This is a genomic window from Paenibacillus sp. N3/727, from assembly GCF_022637315.1.
In the GTDB taxonomy this organism is placed as follows: Bacteria; Bacillota; Bacilli; order Paenibacillales; family Paenibacillaceae; genus Paenibacillus_AQ; species Paenibacillus_AQ uliginis.
Genome location: NZ_CP093336.1, coordinates 2,741,963 through 2,757,876 on the forward strand (window position 1 = coordinate 2,741,963; position 15,914 = coordinate 2,757,876).

Annotated in this window: 16 protein-coding genes and 2 pseudogenes; 16 read left to right on the top strand and 2 right to left on the bottom strand. The window is 44.0% G+C overall.

From position 1 onward, the window contains the following. Positions 1 to 12: 12 nt before the first annotated feature. The 12 genes from MNQ98_RS12465 to MNQ98_RS12520 all read left to right on the top strand — a co-directional run bounded on the left by MNQ98_RS12465 (position 13) and on the right by MNQ98_RS12520 (position 9,935). Positions 13 to 306 (top strand): BMC domain-containing protein, encoded by a 294-nt coding sequence (locus tag MNQ98_RS12465; RefSeq protein WP_241933448.1) that lies wholly within the window; start codon positions 13 to 15, stop codon positions 304 to 306. 119 nt (positions 307 to 425) lie between these two features. Next, positions 426 to 1,220, top strand: a complete 795-nt coding sequence (locus MNQ98_RS12470; RefSeq protein ID WP_241933449.1) for a cobalamin adenosyltransferase — start codon at positions 426 to 428, stop codon at positions 1,218 to 1,220. 13 nt (positions 1,221 to 1,233) lie between these two features. After that, positions 1,234 to 1,869: an ethanolamine utilization phosphate acetyltransferase EutD gene (gene eutD / locus MNQ98_RS12475; RefSeq protein WP_241933916.1), complete on the top strand. Its 636-nt coding sequence runs from the start codon at positions 1,234 to 1,236 to the stop codon at positions 1,867 to 1,869. Positions 1,870 to 1,889: 20 nt separating this feature from the next. Then, a complete protein-coding gene (locus MNQ98_RS12480; RefSeq protein WP_241933450.1) occupies positions 1,890 to 2,588 on the top strand; it encodes an ethanolamine utilization protein in 699 nt (232 codons plus the stop codon). Positions 2,589 to 2,604: 16 nt separating this feature from the next. Further along, positions 2,605 to 2,877: a EutN/CcmL family microcompartment protein gene (locus MNQ98_RS12485; RefSeq protein WP_241933451.1), complete on the top strand. Its 273-nt coding sequence runs from the start codon at positions 2,605 to 2,607 to the stop codon at positions 2,875 to 2,877. Positions 2,878 to 2,924: 47 nt separating this feature from the next. Continuing rightward, positions 2,925 to 4,022 (top strand): ethanolamine utilization protein EutH, encoded by a 1,098-nt coding sequence (gene eutH / locus MNQ98_RS12490; RefSeq protein ID WP_241933452.1) that lies wholly within the window; start codon positions 2,925 to 2,927, stop codon positions 4,020 to 4,022. A gap of 189 nt (positions 4,023 to 4,211) precedes the next feature. Then, positions 4,212 to 4,931 (top strand): response regulator transcription factor, encoded by a 720-nt coding sequence (locus MNQ98_RS12495; RefSeq protein ID WP_241933453.1) that lies wholly within the window; start codon positions 4,212 to 4,214, stop codon positions 4,929 to 4,931. A gap of 3 nt (positions 4,932 to 4,934) precedes the next feature. Continuing rightward, a complete protein-coding gene (locus MNQ98_RS12500) occupies positions 4,935 to 6,326 on the top strand; it encodes a sensor histidine kinase (RefSeq protein WP_241933454.1) in 1,392 nt (463 codons plus the stop codon). 84 nt (positions 6,327 to 6,410) lie between these two features. Then, positions 6,411 to 6,962 (top strand): hypothetical protein, encoded by a 552-nt coding sequence (locus MNQ98_RS12505; protein ID WP_241933455.1) that lies wholly within the window; start codon positions 6,411 to 6,413, stop codon positions 6,960 to 6,962. A gap of 146 nt (positions 6,963 to 7,108) precedes the next feature. Further along, entirely contained in the window at positions 7,109 to 8,233 is a 1,125-nt protein-coding gene (locus MNQ98_RS12510) for an FtsW/RodA/SpoVE family cell cycle protein (RefSeq protein WP_241933456.1), read from the top strand. A gap of 42 nt (positions 8,234 to 8,275) precedes the next feature. Then, positions 8,276 to 8,896: an undecaprenyl-diphosphatase gene (locus tag MNQ98_RS12515; protein WP_241933457.1), complete on the top strand. Its 621-nt coding sequence runs from the start codon at positions 8,276 to 8,278 to the stop codon at positions 8,894 to 8,896. A 28-nt stretch (positions 8,897 to 8,924) separates the two neighbouring features. Beyond that, complete coding sequence (locus MNQ98_RS12520) at positions 8,925 to 9,935, top strand: LCP family protein (RefSeq protein WP_241933458.1); 1,011 nt, start codon at positions 8,925 to 8,927, stop codon at positions 9,933 to 9,935. A 271-nt stretch (positions 9,936 to 10,206) separates the two neighbouring features. On the opposite strand, the pseudogene MNQ98_RS12525 reads toward MNQ98_RS12520, so the two are convergent. Together MNQ98_RS12525 and MNQ98_RS29860 are read right to left on the bottom strand one after the other, a co-directional pair. Further along, positions 10,207 to 10,338, bottom strand: a pseudogene (locus MNQ98_RS12525) (transposase); the annotation flags it as partial. A 72-nt stretch (positions 10,339 to 10,410) separates the two neighbouring features. After that, positions 10,411 to 10,696 (bottom strand): annotated as a pseudogene (locus MNQ98_RS29860) (transposase); the annotation flags it as partial. 797 nt (positions 10,697 to 11,493) lie between these two features. Here MNQ98_RS29860 and MNQ98_RS12530 point away from each other — a divergent pair. From MNQ98_RS12530 to MNQ98_RS12545, 4 genes are all read left to right on the top strand, one after another. Beyond that, on the top strand, positions 11,494 to 12,195 hold the full coding sequence (locus MNQ98_RS12530) for a GntR family transcriptional regulator (protein ID WP_241933459.1): 702 nt from the start codon (positions 11,494 to 11,496) through the stop codon (positions 12,193 to 12,195). Positions 12,196 to 12,359: 164 nt separating this feature from the next. After that, positions 12,360 to 13,352, top strand: coding sequence for an ADP-ribosylglycohydrolase family protein (locus MNQ98_RS12535; protein WP_241933460.1), 993 nt, complete (start codon positions 12,360 to 12,362; stop codon positions 13,350 to 13,352). A 34-nt stretch (positions 13,353 to 13,386) separates the two neighbouring features. Next, positions 13,387 to 14,769 carry a purine-cytosine permease family protein gene (locus MNQ98_RS12540; RefSeq protein ID WP_241933461.1) on the top strand — a complete coding sequence of 461 codons (1,383 nt, stop codon included), beginning with the start codon at positions 13,387 to 13,389 and terminating at the stop codon, positions 14,767 to 14,769. Next, positions 14,762 to 15,676 carry a PfkB family carbohydrate kinase gene (locus MNQ98_RS12545; RefSeq protein WP_241933462.1) on the top strand — a complete coding sequence of 305 codons (915 nt, stop codon included), beginning with the start codon at positions 14,762 to 14,764 and terminating at the stop codon, positions 15,674 to 15,676. The genes MNQ98_RS12540 and MNQ98_RS12545 overlap by 8 nt, the downstream gene beginning before the upstream one ends. Positions 15,677 to 15,914 lie beyond the last annotated feature (238 nt).

Genomic DNA, 15,914 nt, shown 5'->3' on the forward strand with positions numbered 1-15,914 from the left:
AGGAAATTTATTATGGCAAGCACAAACGCATTGGGAATGGTAGAAACAAAAGGTTTGGTTGGAGCAATCGAAGCAGCGGATGCAATGGTTAAAGCTGCAAACGTAACATTGATTGGTAAAGAGCAAATCGGCGCAGGTCTTGTGACAGTTATGGTTCGTGGCGACGTAGGTGCTGTTAAAGCAGCAACAGATGCGGGTGCTGCAGCGGCAGAACGTGTAGGTGAATTGTTGTCCGTACATGTTATTCCAAGACCACATTCTGAAGTGGACGCAATCTTGCCTAAGACGAAAACAGTGGAACAATAACGAATTTCGGACAGGCCTGACGATTATGACGGATGCGGATGCTCGCGTCCGTCTACCCGCCTGTCGCAATCCTATCGCCAAGCGGCCCCTGATGCCCGAGTGTAAAAGGATGTGAAAATATGGCTGTTATTACAGAAAGCGAACTGCGCAAGCACTTTCGAAATCAGAATTTGCAAGATGTTGCCGTATACGAGGCTGCAGTTGGAACGATTTTAACACCTTCCGCCAAAAGTTTTTTGACAGATCATCAGATTGAACTTCGTTATGTCGGAGTCACTGAGACCGAAGCCTCGGCACCCAAGAAGGAAGTCAGGCTGCAAATTACTAAAAAACTGGACAGTCTACAAAACCCGGCAGAAGGAAAAAAACGTTTTCGTACGCTGTATGGCGGCTTTTTGGAAACAAAGCCAGAGCACATGACTCATCTGTATGGAAATATGCTTGTATTTAAAGATCATCCTCGGATCGTATTCCGTGGCAAGTTAGATTCTTTGGAAACGAAAATTCTGGAATCCCAAATTAGCTGCTTCAAGCTTAACATGACCAAGCTGGTCGATGATTTGGAAGAGATCTTACTATTTGTACGGCAAATTGTACGATGTGAAGTACTTAGTGAAAGTATAGACGAGTTTCATTTACTTGGGATGTCAGCCAAGGAATTGCGTGAACAGTCCCATTTTCCCAAGAAATACTTTGGATTAGAACATTTCCAACCCAGCTATGATATGGGCGAAGCGGTTGTTGTCATAAATGCGTTGCGCACATTGACGAGGGAGACGGAACTGCAGGCTTACCAGGCTTTCAAAAACGAACACGGGTCCGTAGAGCGCGAAGATATCATCCGGACATTGAACCGGCTGTCTTCGTTATTCTGGATCATGATGTTCCGAATTCGCGTAGGACAGTACGACTGATGAGGTGTGAATGGTGAATAATCAACTGGTAGAAGATATTGTGAAAGAAGTAATCAAGAGAGTACAGGAACAAACCTTTATCGAAATCGAAGCATCGGGCAAGCATGTTCATTTGAACCGGGAAGCGATAGATGAGCTTTTCGGAAAAGGCTATCAATTGACGAAAGCACGCGACCTGTCCCAACCTGGACAATATGCTTGCAAAGAGCGTGTTACGCTAATTGGACCTAGAGGCGCTTTGTACAATGTCGTCGTGCTCGGTCCGGAACGTAAAGAATCACAGGTAGAAGTATCGCAAACAGATGCTGTCGTATTGGGCCTGTCTGTTCCCGTTAAAGAAAGCGGGAAATTAGAAGACACCCCGAGCATTATAATCGCTTCAGGCAGCAATATGATTAGACTCCACCAAGGTTTAATTGCAGCCCAGCGTCATATTCACGTGAAAGCGGAAGAAGCCGAGAAATACAACGTGAAGAACGGCGAAATCGTACAGGTTAAAGTGTATGGCAAGCGTCCTCTCATATTTGACGACGTGCTGATACGAGTGAGTTCCAACTACGAAACATATATGCATATTGACTACGACGAAGCGAATGCATGCGGATTCACGAAAGGCACGAAGGGTCAGATTTTAAAGAAAGGCAACTAGGACCAGGAGTGTGTGTACAAATGAACATTCAAGCTCTGGATCGGACAGCACTCATTGAAGCGGTAGCGGCCGAAGTGATAAAGAGGCTGCAGCGGGCACAGACGACTGAGTCGATTGCGATCAGTAAAAAAGCGATCCTTCTGTCTACAGAGCCTGTTCCTGTGCTGGAGAGAATTCTGAATCCATACTACGAGGTGCGCTATTACGACGAATCGGTCAGAGATTGCGATCTGCTACTTATTCCGAAGATGTGCATTGGGCTGCTGTCTTATTTAGCTAATGGCATAAGCGCAAGTGCACGTGAACGTTTTGTACTGACTATGCTGCTAAAAGGGAAAAGGGTTGTTGTTCTGGAGGAAGGGCTGCTTTACAGGAAATATAAGCAAACATCTCCTGTTATGCTGTACAAGCTGTATGACGGCTCTGCAAATAAACTCCAAAGCTATGGTATTAAGATAGCACGGGAATCGGACCTGCTGAGTGCTTGTCTGGAAGATGAACGATTAGCAGAGAATCAAGAAGAAGTACACAGCGAGGATACCCGCGTTGACATAATTCCCCAATTGGAAATATTAACAAGCAAAGTTATTACCGAAGCTGATGTGAAAAAATACCGTCTTCAAAACGTGAAAGAGATCGTAGTTGGCCGGCACAGTATTATTACACCGCTGGCGCAAGACTATTTGCATACGCATCAGATGCGTGTACGTAGAAGGTAATGGGTGAGGTGAAACGATGATTGTAGGAGAAGTTGTGGGTAGTTTATGGGCTACCCGAAAAGATAAGAAGCTGAATGGACTGACTTTCCTTGTAATCAAGCCGATTTCCTATGGTAATCCGGTTCAGCACGATTATTTCGTAGCAGCAGATAATGCGGGCGCAGGCATCGGCGACACCGTGCTAGTTACGAGAGGAGGCGCTGCCAGAACCTCGCTAGCTGCCGCAGACGTGCCAGTTGATGCGGTCATCGTAGGCATCGTCGATTCGCTGGAGCTTGCTCATAAATGAAATGCGGCTTGTATTAACAGTTCTAATAAGAATGGAGGACAACAATCATGGAAATTAATGAAATCATTATTTACTTAATGGTTTTTTTCATGATTCTCGGTGCGCTAGACAAAAGTATCGGGAGTAAGTTTGGGTTAGGTCAGCAATTTGAAGAAGGTATTATGGCAATGGGAGCTTTAACACTGGCGATGGTAGGGATCATATCACTGTCCCCTGTTTTGGCCAAACTGTTAAGCCCGATTGTCGTACCGCTATATACCGCGCTCGGCGCAGATCCCTCGATGTTTGCGACTACGCTGTTAGCAAATGACATGGGCGGTTTTTCACTCGCTCTTGAACTGGCGAAGGATCCACAGGCGGGCCTGTTTGCCGGAGCTATTTTGGGTGCAATGCTCGGACCGACGATCGTGTTTATCATTCCGGTTGCGCTTGGCATAATCAGAAAGGAAGATCAGAAGTTCTTGGCTACCGGTGTACTGGCTGGTATCGTTACGATTCCGCTTGGCTGCTTGGTAGGGGGGCTTGTTGCCGGTTTCTCCATCGGCATGATTCTATCCAACCTGGTTCCAATCATCCTATTCGCAGTATTAATCGTACTTGGTCTTTGGAAAATTCCTGACGGTATGATTAAGGGCTTCACCATTTTCGGACAATTCATCGTCATTGTGGCAACATTAGGACTTGCAGCCGCCATTGTACAGCAGCTAACAGGGATCACAATCATTCCTGGCCTTGCTCCTATTGGAGAAGGTATCGAGATCGTAGGTGATATTGCGATTGTACTGGCAGGCGCCTTTACGATGGTATTTGTTATTACAAAGGTGTTCAATAAGCCGTTAATGAAAATGGGTAAGATGTTAGGCATGAACGAGGTTGCGGCAGCGGGTATGGTAGCAACGCTCGCCAACGTCATCCCGATGTTTAACATGATGAAGGATATGGATGCCCGGGGCAAAGTTATAAATGTGGCTTTCGCTGTATCAGCTGCATTTGTGTTTGGCGATCACCTTGGCTTTACAGCAGGAGTAGCTAGAGAAATGATTTTCCCGATGATTGTCGGTAAACTAGTGGGCGGTATTACGGCGGTTTTCGTTGCTGTATATTTATCGAAGAAAATGACATTGGAACCGAAGGAAGATCAGTAGGAGGTCGCATAAGGTCCGTTTTGCACCCAGTTGACAGGTTTCCTTGGTCGGTAGAAGCTTTTGACAAGTTGATCAATTTGGAGTAATATCCACATGTAATAATTACTCAAGTAAGAATATGGATCTGAGTTCAAGGCTGTCTCTTTACGGAGAGAGCTTTTTTGCATTTTTCTTGTTAGAAATCGAGCTATGGGGGCGGAAGCTATAGATACCGTTAATCGTAATCAAGTACTTATTGTTGAAGATGATGCACATATTAGACGTTTTGTATCGATTAATTTAATTAATAACGGATTTGTGGTGAGTGAGGCTGCATTTGGAGGAGAAGCGATACAACTCTTCACTGCGAATAGACCCGATGTTGTTGTCCTGGACATTATGCTGCCAGATGCTGATGGATTTGAAATCTGCCGACAGTTAAGAGAGATAGAGCCTGCGGTCATCATCGTCTTTTTAACTGCACGCGGACAAGATCTGGACAAAATCAAAGGACTAGAAATCGGTGCTGATGATTATATTGTCAAACCATTTAATCCGTTAGAGCTTGTAGCACGAATTAAAGCGATATTGCGCCGAACAGAAACTGCTCTAAAACCGCAAAGATCCGTGATTCAATCCGGTCCAATTCGGATGGATCTGAATTCGAATAAAGTGTTCAAACATGACATTTTTATTGAATTAACGCCGAAGGAATTTCAACTAGTTAGAACTTTTCTAGAACATCCCGATACAGCACTATCCCGGAATGAATTATTAAATCTCGTATGGGGAGAGGATTATATTGGAGATCCTAAAACAGTAGATGTTCATGTGCGAAAGTTACGGGAAAAGATTGAAGATGATGGCTCCAACCCACATTGGATCGAAACGGTATGGGGAGTGGGATACCGCTTCAGGAAGGACGGTTAAGAAGTGGGTATTCAGAAAAGATTAGTAGGAAGTTATCTTGTGGTCATCTTTATCACTGTTCTCATTCTTGAGATTTTTCTCATGGTTTACGTGAGATATTATTATCTTCATAATGTAGAGCGGATTCTGATGAATCAAGCGGAGCTGTCTGCTTCTTTTTTTGAGCAATATTTTGCCGAAGAAGATCTGGAGAAACAATCGTATCGATTATTGAAGGGGTTTGCACATAACTCGGATGCGCAAGTGCAGATTATTAATTCCTCAGGCCGACTTTTGCAGGACTCTACCGGACTTCCAGGCGGCAATGACATGACTACGTATTTAGATGTACGAACTGCACTCCAAGGACAACCCGGCACTTGGAGAGGAAAGGACTCTTCCACTCAAGAAGCGGTATTAGCGGTATCTTTTCCCTTACGAGCCCATGATATTATCGTGGGAGAAGTCAGATTTGTCACTTCCTTAACTGAAACACTACATACGGTTAATCGTATTGCAGTCGTACTGATCTGTGTGGGACTGCTTGTTCTTGCGATTGTTACCGTTCTTGGACTATTGTTGTCTCGGACCATCACGAGATCAATTAAGGATCTTAAACAGGCAGCAGATCAGATGACAGAAGGAGACTTCAGCATAAGAGTACATAAACGATATCAGGATGAGCTGGGTTCTCTGGCTGATACGTTAAATATGATGGCAGGTAGAATTTTGAAGAGCGAACAGCTAAAAAACGATTTCATTTCATCCGTGTCCCATGAACTACGAACGCCATTAACGTCAATTAAAGGCTGGGTCATCACGCTGAAATCGAGTGGGAATCACAACGAGCAAATCCTTAAAGAAGGATTTGCTATTATTGAATCAGAAAGCGACAGGTTAACTCGTATGGTGGAAGAACTGTTAGATTTCTCTAAACTGGATAACGGAAGAATTGTCATACACTCAGCACCTGTCTATCTATCAGAATTATTGCATCATGTGGGTAGACAGCTTGCTCCAAGAGCTGTTCGGCAAGGAGTTTCACTCGAAATACAAGCAGACGAGAATCTCCCTACCATTCAAGCAGACGAGAATCGATTGAAGCAAGTACTGATTAATTTAATTGATAATTCGCTCAAATTTACAGATACCTCTGGTCGAATTCTTCTACACGCTCATACATCTCTAGGACAAGTCGTTATTACCGTTGAGGACACTGGCTCAGGAATCGCAGAGGAGGATCTAGAGAATGTGCTGCAAAAATTCTACAAAGTAGATCCACATGCACCTGGGAGTGGTCTGGGTCTATCCATATCAGATGAGATCATTAAGTTACATCATGGAGAATTACGCATAATTAGTGAGGTAGGTAAGGGTACGAAAGTCCAGATCTACTTGCCGGTAAAAGAAAAATAAAATTTAACTATTTCATAACCACTTCGTTCCCTTTCAAAGATAGAATAGTAAATAACCTTGACAATCGAGGAGTTGGTAATCAGAATGCTCAACAAACTCATTAGAATAGGTTTCATATCGACTACGTTATTGTTGCTCGGAGGATGTGGGATTCCCGCAACACCAGTAGATATGATTAAGCCTCCATTATCAGAAGCAAGTATTCAGCGAGACAAAATCAACCATGAACTTATCAAATTACTGCCTGACGAGGTTCAATTGTTAGTCCCCACGCAGGGAAAAGACGGTAATGACATCTCGTTCGGAGACATGGATGGGGACGGTATCGATGAAGCTGTCGTTGTATATGAAGAGAATAAAGCGACAGGTAAAATGTTGAAAGCGGCGCTATTTAAGCAAGATAATGAGGAGTGGCAAATGGTCTCGGAAGTCAAGGGCTTTGGTTACGGCTTGGAGTATGCTGGATTTCCAGATATCGATCAGGACGGTCGATCCGAGCTCGTGCTTGGCTGGTCATTAGGGGCTGCAGGAAATGGTCTGGACATTTATGGCTTGAGTGAAGATAAATTGAAGCTGTTATCCAAAGAGGAATATCATGGTAAGTTCGAACTTGAGTATCCTTCCCAAGGATTGTAGTTAAAATGAGGGAGGTGTCATCATAAAACACAATAGTCCGTGGCACTACGTCATGAAACAAGGCGTATTTTCGCTCATCGGATTATTTGTGATGTTCATTTTTAGTGGGATTCCTACAGAAATTCATACAAAATAGAGGTTTTCCTATGATTATCACACACATAATTGCAAAACTGGATAAATTCATGCTTTTCATTATATTGTGTCTTGTTGCCATAGGTACGATTGCTATTTATGGAGCCACAGTGGATACGAAATTAGAAGGCCTTCACATTAGTTATTTATATCTATTCGGTGCATTCTGCATTCCGATGCTTGTTCTCGCATTGTTAGATTATAGAATTCTGTTAGGTAAGATATCCTACCTTCTCTATGGAATTGGCATAGGGATGCTAGTTCTTGTCAAGTTTACCGGTGAGAACATTAATGGTGCTGTTCGTTGGCTAAGTATTGGAAACTTTCAGCTTCAACCTTCTGAATTAGCTAAATTATTTACAGTGCTTCTGATTGCTCATTTATTAGGTAAGCGAGAGGGAGCCCAGCTACGTATTTTCCAAGATATATTACCGATTTGTATCATTTTCATGATTCCTATCATCTTAATCATGCAGCAGCCCGATTTAGGCACTTCTCTCGTCTTTGTGGGTGCACTGCTTAGTATGCTGTGGATCGGTAACATCCGTTCATTATATATGATTCTGTTCATCAGTATTATGATCATTACGGTAGGCATAATATTATGGCTATACTATGCCAATTTCGAATTGTTATCCAAGATTGTAGAGCCTCATCAAATGTCAAGAATTCAGACTTTTCTTGACCCAGCCAGCGATCCCGATAAATCATGGCATGTTAAAAACGCGAAGTATGCGATAGCTTTGGGAGGATTGACTGGAAGTGACGAATCTTTTTTACGTAGAGGATTTATTCCTTATGCGTATTCCGATTCGATCTATGTGGTCATAGGCGAGGAATATGGTTTTTTGGGTTCTGCGGTGCTGTTGTTGCTATATTTCCTTCTCATGTATCGTATGGTTCATATCGTCAAGGATAGTAGAGAACTTGCAGGGTCATATCTTGTTACCGGGCTTATAGGAATGTTAGTCTTTCAAATTTTCGTTAATATAGGCATGCATATCGGTTTGGTACCCCTGACGGGTATTTCCTTACCGTTCATAAGTTATGGAGGTAGCTCACTACTTAGTAATATGATTGCGATTGGCTTGGTGTTAAGTGTCAAATTTCATAAAGACGATATCTATATAGAATGAACTAGAGACCAACCTTATTATTACAGAAATAGAAAGCAGGTTATGAAATTGGGCATATCTCAAACGGATGATTTCGTATTTCAATTCATCAATCAAATGGCAGTAACATTCTCTGCATTAAATCCATTTATGCGATTTTTATCAGAAAAAGCAGAGTACTTCTTTTACCTGGGGATTATTGTTTATTGGTTTACTCGCATACATAAGAACAGGCAAATGGTGATAACAACTCTCTTGTCAGCTTGTGTTGGATTTGGTGCTGGTAGTATACTTTCTCATTTTTTTTATAGGGATAGGCCTTTTGTCCATCATACGGTTAACCAATTAATTGAACATTCCGCTAACGCTTCATTTCCAAGTAATCATTCGATTGGGGCCTTTGTAATCGCAACAGGTATATGGTTGTTTCGTAAGAAAGATGGCGTAATTTGGCTTGTATTGGCAGGTTTGATTTCATTTTCCCGAATCTGGAATGGTGTTCATTATCCTTCCGATGTCATCACGGGAGCATTCATTGGTGTAATTAGTGCATTTATGATTTATCAAATGGTTCATCGATGGTCTGTAGCTCATAAATGTTTGAACGCTAGCATCGATCTTTATGAAAAAATCGAGAAAAATATTTGGAAAGGTTATAAAAAAGCTTCTAAACTCAAAAATTGAATATTACTAGAATTAAGTGGAGGAAATTATGTCTACTAAACCCAAGAGAAAAGCAATTCGTAAAGTTATGATGATCATTTACCTTGTCATAATTGCCCTGATACTTGGAGTTGGAATCTATGTGGGGTATATATATTATAAGGCGGATGCTGCGATTCAACGTGTGGCAGCTCCAAAGCTGGCTGATGATCCGATCGGTAATGTAAAGAAGGAATCGATTCAACCTATGACCTTTCTTTTGGCGGGTGTAGATAGTCGGGATGGTGCTGATGGGGTGATGAATACAGATGTTCTTATGCTTGTCAGTTTCAATCCACAAACCCATTCTGCTAGTATGTTGTCCTTGCCGCGTGATCTGCTGCTAAAACCTAAATCATTGCCTTCTCGTAAATCCAATTATTATTATGCTTATTACTATATAAAGGATAAGTCAGAGGCTATTCCTAATACAAAACGTTTTTTCTCTGATTTGCTAGGTTTTCCGATTGATCATATGGTCGTGTTGAATTTTGATGCCTTACGGCAGACCGTGGACGCGCTTGGCGGACTGGAAATCGATGTCGACATGGATATGAAATATAACGATTCCGCAGACGGAACGCATATCGATTTAAAAAAGGGCTTGCAGACTCTTAATGGTCAACAAGTGCTCGACTATGTCAGGTATCGTAAATCAAATCAAGGAACTCGGGAGTCCTCCGATTTCGCACGTAACGATCGGCAGCAGCAAGTGATCAAGCAGATCATTGAGAAATTGGGGGATTTTCAAGGGATTTCCCAATGGGGAAATGTATTGGACATTATCGGTGAAAATGTGAAGTCTGATATTCCTGAATCTGATCTTCAACAATGGGTCTATAATTTCCCGAAAATCAAACCGAATCATATTCGTTCATTACAGTTGGAGTCCAGTTGGAAAAGTCCCTATGTTTACGTGAAAAAAGAGGATTTGCAACAAGCGTTGGTTACTCTGCGTGATGAGGCAGGTGTCAGTTCAGAAAGTCAGCTCAACTTAGAAGCTTTTGGGCTGCTGGATTGATATTAAAATGATTTATTTAGCAAAGATAGAAGAGGTCTCAATTCATGAGGATTTTTTATTATTGATCAGGAACTGCAAAATATACATTAGATCATTAATCACGTAAAAGGACACTATATTAAAGGAAACAAGTGTAGTATTTATAATTATTTAACTTTCAGTTTCGATCAGCTTATTGCTACTCCTTTAATGATTTCAACGTGTTCATTATTGCCGATACTTTATGGATTTCTGCTGGGTATTTAAAAAAGGTTGCGATTTCATCCCAGTTGTTTCTCCAGGAGCGTACAATGAGGGGAACAATCTTGTTTGTGGCGTTGGAGATGAAGATTGGAGAGACCTCAATACCATACAGATTATTTAGGTGGTCTTGAATCTCCCGCGTGCAGATTCCTTTAGCATATTTAATCTTCTGATGAGACACCTAATTTGCTGAAAAAGAGACTGATTCACTAAAAATAGCAGGTCAAGGGAGTTATCCTTGACCTGCTATTTTTAATTTCTGGTCCATTGTGGATTGCTTTAATAGATTATGGGAGCGAAAGCCACCCGATCTCAAGGCTAACTTTTTGCAAGCCCCGAAGCAAAAAACGCCGGAATCCCCGTTGTTCTTTATTTGTCCGAACACACTTTCAGGTTCCGTTATGGTCATATGTCCAATTGTCGATTTTTCCATTATTCGTCTTCCATGCTTTGCATTTCTCTTTGTGGTACGTGTTGTATTTAACGACAGTATCAACTTCTTGAGATTCTAAATAGGCCATTCATAAACAACATGATCTCTCACAGATCCATATGCATTTCACAGTTCCCTTTATATAGCAGAACTCACCCCATGTTTGCTTTATATTAAGTGACCGAGCATTAGAATCGATGCTTAAAGCGCTCTATATGAAAAAGAATAATAGTGTATTCCCTCCGCATTCATTATCACTGATATGGTTCGATTCACAGTTATTTACTCATTTCACTATCTAGCAAGTTTCAAAGACGTCTCCCTTATACACCAAATGCAATCGGTTCATCTCAAAATGTTTATAAAGAGAGTGGACGATGTATTAATTCACCTGTCACACGAGTCATAATCCATCTATCAGAGCAATATCATTCCATTCTCTAATAGAAGTATTCCGTTAGCTATTTGAAAAGTTATGGGTATAGCTAACATAATTGATTTTTACGTACCTGTCATTGATGAGATGTTCGAGAAAATCAATTATTAAATAGCGTTTACGATAGATAGCAGACGTTATTGTTAATTTTATAGTTTGATATTGAAGCGTCCTTCAATACATTTCTTGTCTCATTTAGATTGCTAAATCATGTGGTGTGGTTTATAACCGAGGCGGTAAAAGGCTCGGCGGCATAGATGTGCTGCTGGAATCAGGCTATTGCCAAAAGATAAAGAACCTGATATATTGAAATTAACTCATACGTATGAGTTATGGATGAGCTTATCCATATGATATGAAAGCGCTAAATCACTGTAAGCAGCAGGCGTGTGCAGATGTGTTCTGTGACCTGATTCCTTTTCCGTGGTTGCGTTTAAGGAGGCAATATGCTTAACAAACACGACAGTGTTCCGCTGTATGTTCAACTACAGAACCTGATCCGAAGTGATATCATCAGCGGGAAGTACAAGGAAGGAGAGACGATTCCTTCAGAGACGGAAATGATGAAGCTGTATGAGGTCACGCGGACCACGATCCGCAAAGCGATTGACGGCCTTGTGGACGAAGCGCTTCTGGTAAAGAGGCACGGTAAGGGCACGATCGTGTGCCTGCGGGAAATGAAGCATAACATCTGGAACTTTAGCGGCTTTACGGAATATGCGCGGAAGAAGAATGAGATTCCCGTTTCGCGTGTCCTGAAGAAGGAGATCGTTAACCTGGACGGGGTATCTTTTATGAATCTGGTGCGGCTTCGCGGAACCCGCAGGGAGACGACCATCAAGTGGTTGACCCTGGACACATCCTATGTTCCCTTGAACCTTTTTCCAGGCATTGAACAATATGACTTCTCCGAGCATTCCCTGTATCAGATCATGAATCAACGTTACAGTATTTATCCGCAGAACGCTTCGCTCGGTATTCATCCCATTAACAGCAGTAAGTGGACCAGACAGCTGTTCGAATATGAGGGGGATTTCCCGCTGATCATGGCCAAAGGCAGTGTGCTGGATGAGAAGGGAACCGAGGTGGAAAAGGTAGAAGTCATTTATGGCCCGAACGTGGAGTTTAAAGTTGTGACGCAAATCTAACGCCAAGTGATCTCGGCTTCATTTAAAAGACAACTCATACGTACAACCGTATGTGTGATTATCATTTGGAATGAATTGAAAGACAACATAAGGAAAAAGAGTAACAAAGGGAAAGTTTGGAATCATAGAACTGCCGCATTTAAATAGATAGGAGAGAGATAATCATGAAAAATAAAATTCTTGGCGCATTATACGGAATGGCCATTGGTGATGCCATGGGGATGCCTTCGGAGCTGTGGGGTAGAAACATGGTGAAGGCGTACTTTGGAACAATTACGGATTTTCTTGACGGTCCGAAGGAAAATGATGTGGCGTGCAACTTTACCCGCGGCCAATTTACGGATGACACCTCGCAGGCGCTTCTGATCCTTGATGCACTGATTGAAAGCGATTTCGTCCCGGATACAACTGTGATTGGACGGCACCTGCTGGAATGGGCCGATAGACTGAATGCTTTTGACAACAACATTCTTGGGCCAAGCTCCAAAGCCGCCCTGCTGGCGCTGAAGGAAGGCAAGGATGCTTCCGAGTTCACTTCCAAGGCGGAAACGAACGGTGCCGCGATGCGTATCGCTCCTGTTGGCGGATTATTCCTCCCCGAAGAGCATCAGAAGCTGTCCAAATTTGTGTTCGACATCAGTAAAGTGACGCATTCCACGGACGTGGCTGTGGGGGGAGCTTCAATGGTTGCCGCAGCAGTCGGAGCTGCCATTGCCGACAAGTCCTGGGAGGATATTATGGCGGATGCCGTCTCGGCTTATCAGGAAGCGAAGAAATACGGCGCGGAGACTTACAGTGCCTCTCTTCCGGCCCGGCTGAAGCTCGCCTTGGAATACGCTGATCAATATGAAGGTCAAGACGAGAAATTTTTGCAGGTCATCTACGATGTCATCGGTAGCGGTGTCATCACCAGTGAATCCGTCCCGGCGGCGCTCGCCATTGCTTATTATGCCAAGGAACCGCAGCGGTGTAGTCTGTTGTGTGCGAATCTGGGCGGTGACACAGATACCATCGGAGCGATGGCGGCCGCTATCTGCGGCGCCAAAACGGGAGCGGAGGCCATTGATCCTGCCTGGAGAGCATTGATTGACGAAGCCAACGGTGTGGATCTGGCCCACTATGCCAATCACATTCTTGCGTTCAGAGAACAGCATTAACTCACTGAAGCTTAATTTTAGGGGGAATATGAAAATGTCCAATTCGAATTCTGAACTGTTTATCTCGCGTGCAGAAAGAACCGGAAGTCCCAAGGAACTGTTTTTTATCTGGTTTGCCGGTAATATCGGCATTCTGGGTGTCGTATACGGAGCACTTATTGTCAGCTATCATCTAAGCTTTATTCAGTCGGTGCTGGTGGCTGCAGCAGGCGCATTGTCTTTTGCGCTTGTGGGTTATCTAAGTCTGTCAGGCCTCAAGTCGGGGGGTACAACTTTTGTGTTGTCCAGAGCCGTCTTTGGTGTCAAGGGTAACTATATTCCCAACCTGCTCGGCTGGCTCAGTCTAATAGGCTGGCTAGCAGTGAACGTTATTACAGGAACACTGACCCTAATGTCTCTGTTTGGACTGTTTGGTATGGGGCAATCGGCGGTACTTACGGTTATTAGCCTGGCGTTGTTTGTACTGTTGATTCTGACTTCGAATCTGTTTGGGCAAAATGTTCTTGTTAAGGTACAAACTTTCTTCACCTATGTGTTTGGGGCATTGACCTTCCTGATCCTGGTCATTCTCATTCCCCAAACGGATTGGACGGCATTGTTTCGTATGAGCAACGGCGACTGGCTGAATGGATTTTTGCCGGCGCTCTCCATCATCATTGCGGGAACGGGCATCAGCTGGTCCATTGCCGCCGCTGACTACAGCGCTTACCAGAATCCGACCAATTCCGGCAAAAAGGTATTCTCCAGTGTGACGATCGGTGCCTTCATTCCGCTGTTCTTCATTATGGGCGTGGGGATTCTCCTCAGCACTTCGGTGCCGGATCTCGTCTCCGCTTCCAACCCGATTCAGGCCATTGGAAATGCGCTGCCCAAATGGATGACGGTGGTGTACTTCATTACAGCGCTCGGCGGCCTGATTCCGCAGTGCATCATCAGTCTGAAATCGGCTCGTGTAAACATGGAGACCTTGAATATCAAGGTCAGCGATAAAGTGGCGATCTCTATTCACGCCCTGATCATGATTCTGATTCCGGTCTATGTACTGTTTATTTCGGAGGATTTCCTCATGAATTTCCAGTTGTTCCTCGGTATCCTCGGCATCGGCCTGGCGGCCTGGGCGGCGACCTTTATGTTCGACTATGTGCTGCTGCGCAGCAAGACGGGCTATGACGCAGGATTGCTGGAGAATGCTACGGGCAAAGCTTTTAATTACAATGGTGTGACTAGCTGGATTATCGGTGTAATTGTAGGCTTCCTGTTCACCAACTCTTCGTTCTTCAGCGGCCCGTTCGCGACAGGAATCTTTAAGGATAACAGTCTCGGTGTGCTGCTCGCTTTCGCGGCGAGTGCGGTGGCAACGATTATATTGAGTCAGTTGAACGGCAAGTCCGAGCAAGGAGGGGTATCACATGAATGAATATTTACTTGAACGTGCAAAATCAGACAAAAGCCGTAAAATTCTCGTTATAGGCGCGGCCGTGGTCGATGTCATCATCCAGCTTGATAAGCTGCCGAAAACGGCCGAGGATGTTATGGCAGAGCACAAAGAAACCGTTGTGGGCGGTTGCGCCTACAACGTATCTAATATACTGAACCAGCTGCATGTCAACTACAACCTGTTTGCTCCGGTGGGAAAAGGAAGCTACGGCGATATCGTCAAAGCCCAGCTGCAAAAAGACGGTGTGCCCGTGCTGCTGGAGGACGCTTCCGGCGACAGCGGCTGGAATCTGTCGATCGTGGAGCGTGACGGAGAGCGGACTTTCATTACCATTCCCGGGATTGAAATACGATGGGATGCCAGCTGGTTCGAAACATTGGATCTCGGCAGCTATGACTATTTCTACGTCAGCGGCTACGAATTGGAAGGAACGTCGGGTCCCGTCATCCTGGACGCACTAAGCCGCCGGAAATCGGCCGGGAAGATTGTTTTTGATCCGGGTCCGCGTGGAGAATTTCTGGAGACGTCGATCTTGGAGAGAATCTTCAGCATGGGTACGATCGTACATGCCAACAAGTCCGAGATCAAGGCGATAATGCGGGAAAATGATGCAAAGGATGCAGCCGCCAAGCTGGTCCGGCGGACGGGTGAGGCAGTTATTGTCACCTTGGGCGGCGAAGGCACCCTATACTGCTCACCGGATGAAGAGGGTATTGCCGAGACGAAGCCGGTGAAGGTCGTCGACACGATTGGTGCAGGTGATGCGCACACGGGCGCTTTTATCGCGGGACTATCCAGAGGGTATTCTCTGCAACAGGCCTGTGAGCTGGGGAATGTCATTGCCGGCATAGTGGTGCAGCAACAGGGCGGAAAGCTGCAATTATAAAATAGATTACGGCGTTCAGCTGGTGAGATAGAGGGCGGTAATTAGAAGGGAATCTCGAGGCACTAATGGGCGCCGGGGTTCCCTTTGTTCTATTATATGTGCATCTTTCCGTTAATCGGAACCTCTATATGAAACTTATGAGTTCGAAAAATCTTTTTTCGGGTGAAACTTTTATTATGTGTCCACAAACGGGGTTACAGTTCAGTTGTAAATAAATTAGTTATTGAACTATCGAATA

Coding starts and splice junctions, on each gene's coding strand:
- MNQ98_RS12535 (WP_241933460.1), top strand. CDS start 12,360: ATGAAAAATAAAATTCTTGGCGCATTATACGGAATGGCCATTGGTGAT.
- MNQ98_RS12530 (WP_241933459.1), top strand. CDS start 11,494: ATGCTTAACAAACACGACAGTGTTCCGCTGTATGTTCAACTACAGAAC.
- MNQ98_RS12545 (WP_241933462.1), top strand. CDS start 14,762: ATGAATGAATATTTACTTGAACGTGCAAAATCAGACAAAAGCCGTAAA.
- MNQ98_RS12480 (WP_241933450.1), top strand. CDS start 1,890: ATGAACATTCAAGCTCTGGATCGGACAGCACTCATTGAAGCGGTAGCG.
- MNQ98_RS12495 (WP_241933453.1), top strand. CDS start 4,212: ATGGGGGCGGAAGCTATAGATACCGTTAATCGTAATCAAGTACTTATT.
- MNQ98_RS12470 (WP_241933449.1), top strand. CDS start 426: ATGGCTGTTATTACAGAAAGCGAACTGCGCAAGCACTTTCGAAATCAG.
- MNQ98_RS12505 (WP_241933455.1), top strand. CDS start 6,411: ATGCTCAACAAACTCATTAGAATAGGTTTCATATCGACTACGTTATTG.
- MNQ98_RS12510 (WP_241933456.1), top strand. CDS start 7,109: ATGATTATCACACACATAATTGCAAAACTGGATAAATTCATGCTTTTC.
- MNQ98_RS12465 (WP_241933448.1), top strand. CDS start 13: ATGGCAAGCACAAACGCATTGGGAATGGTAGAAACAAAAGGTTTGGTT.
- eutH (WP_241933452.1), top strand. CDS start 2,925: ATGGAAATTAATGAAATCATTATTTACTTAATGGTTTTTTTCATGATT.
- MNQ98_RS12520 (WP_241933458.1), top strand. CDS start 8,925: ATGTCTACTAAACCCAAGAGAAAAGCAATTCGTAAAGTTATGATGATC.
- MNQ98_RS12485 (WP_241933451.1), top strand. CDS start 2,605: ATGATTGTAGGAGAAGTTGTGGGTAGTTTATGGGCTACCCGAAAAGAT.
- MNQ98_RS12540 (WP_241933461.1), top strand. CDS start 13,387: ATGTCCAATTCGAATTCTGAACTGTTTATCTCGCGTGCAGAAAGAACC.
- MNQ98_RS12515 (WP_241933457.1), top strand. CDS start 8,276: ATGAAATTGGGCATATCTCAAACGGATGATTTCGTATTTCAATTCATC.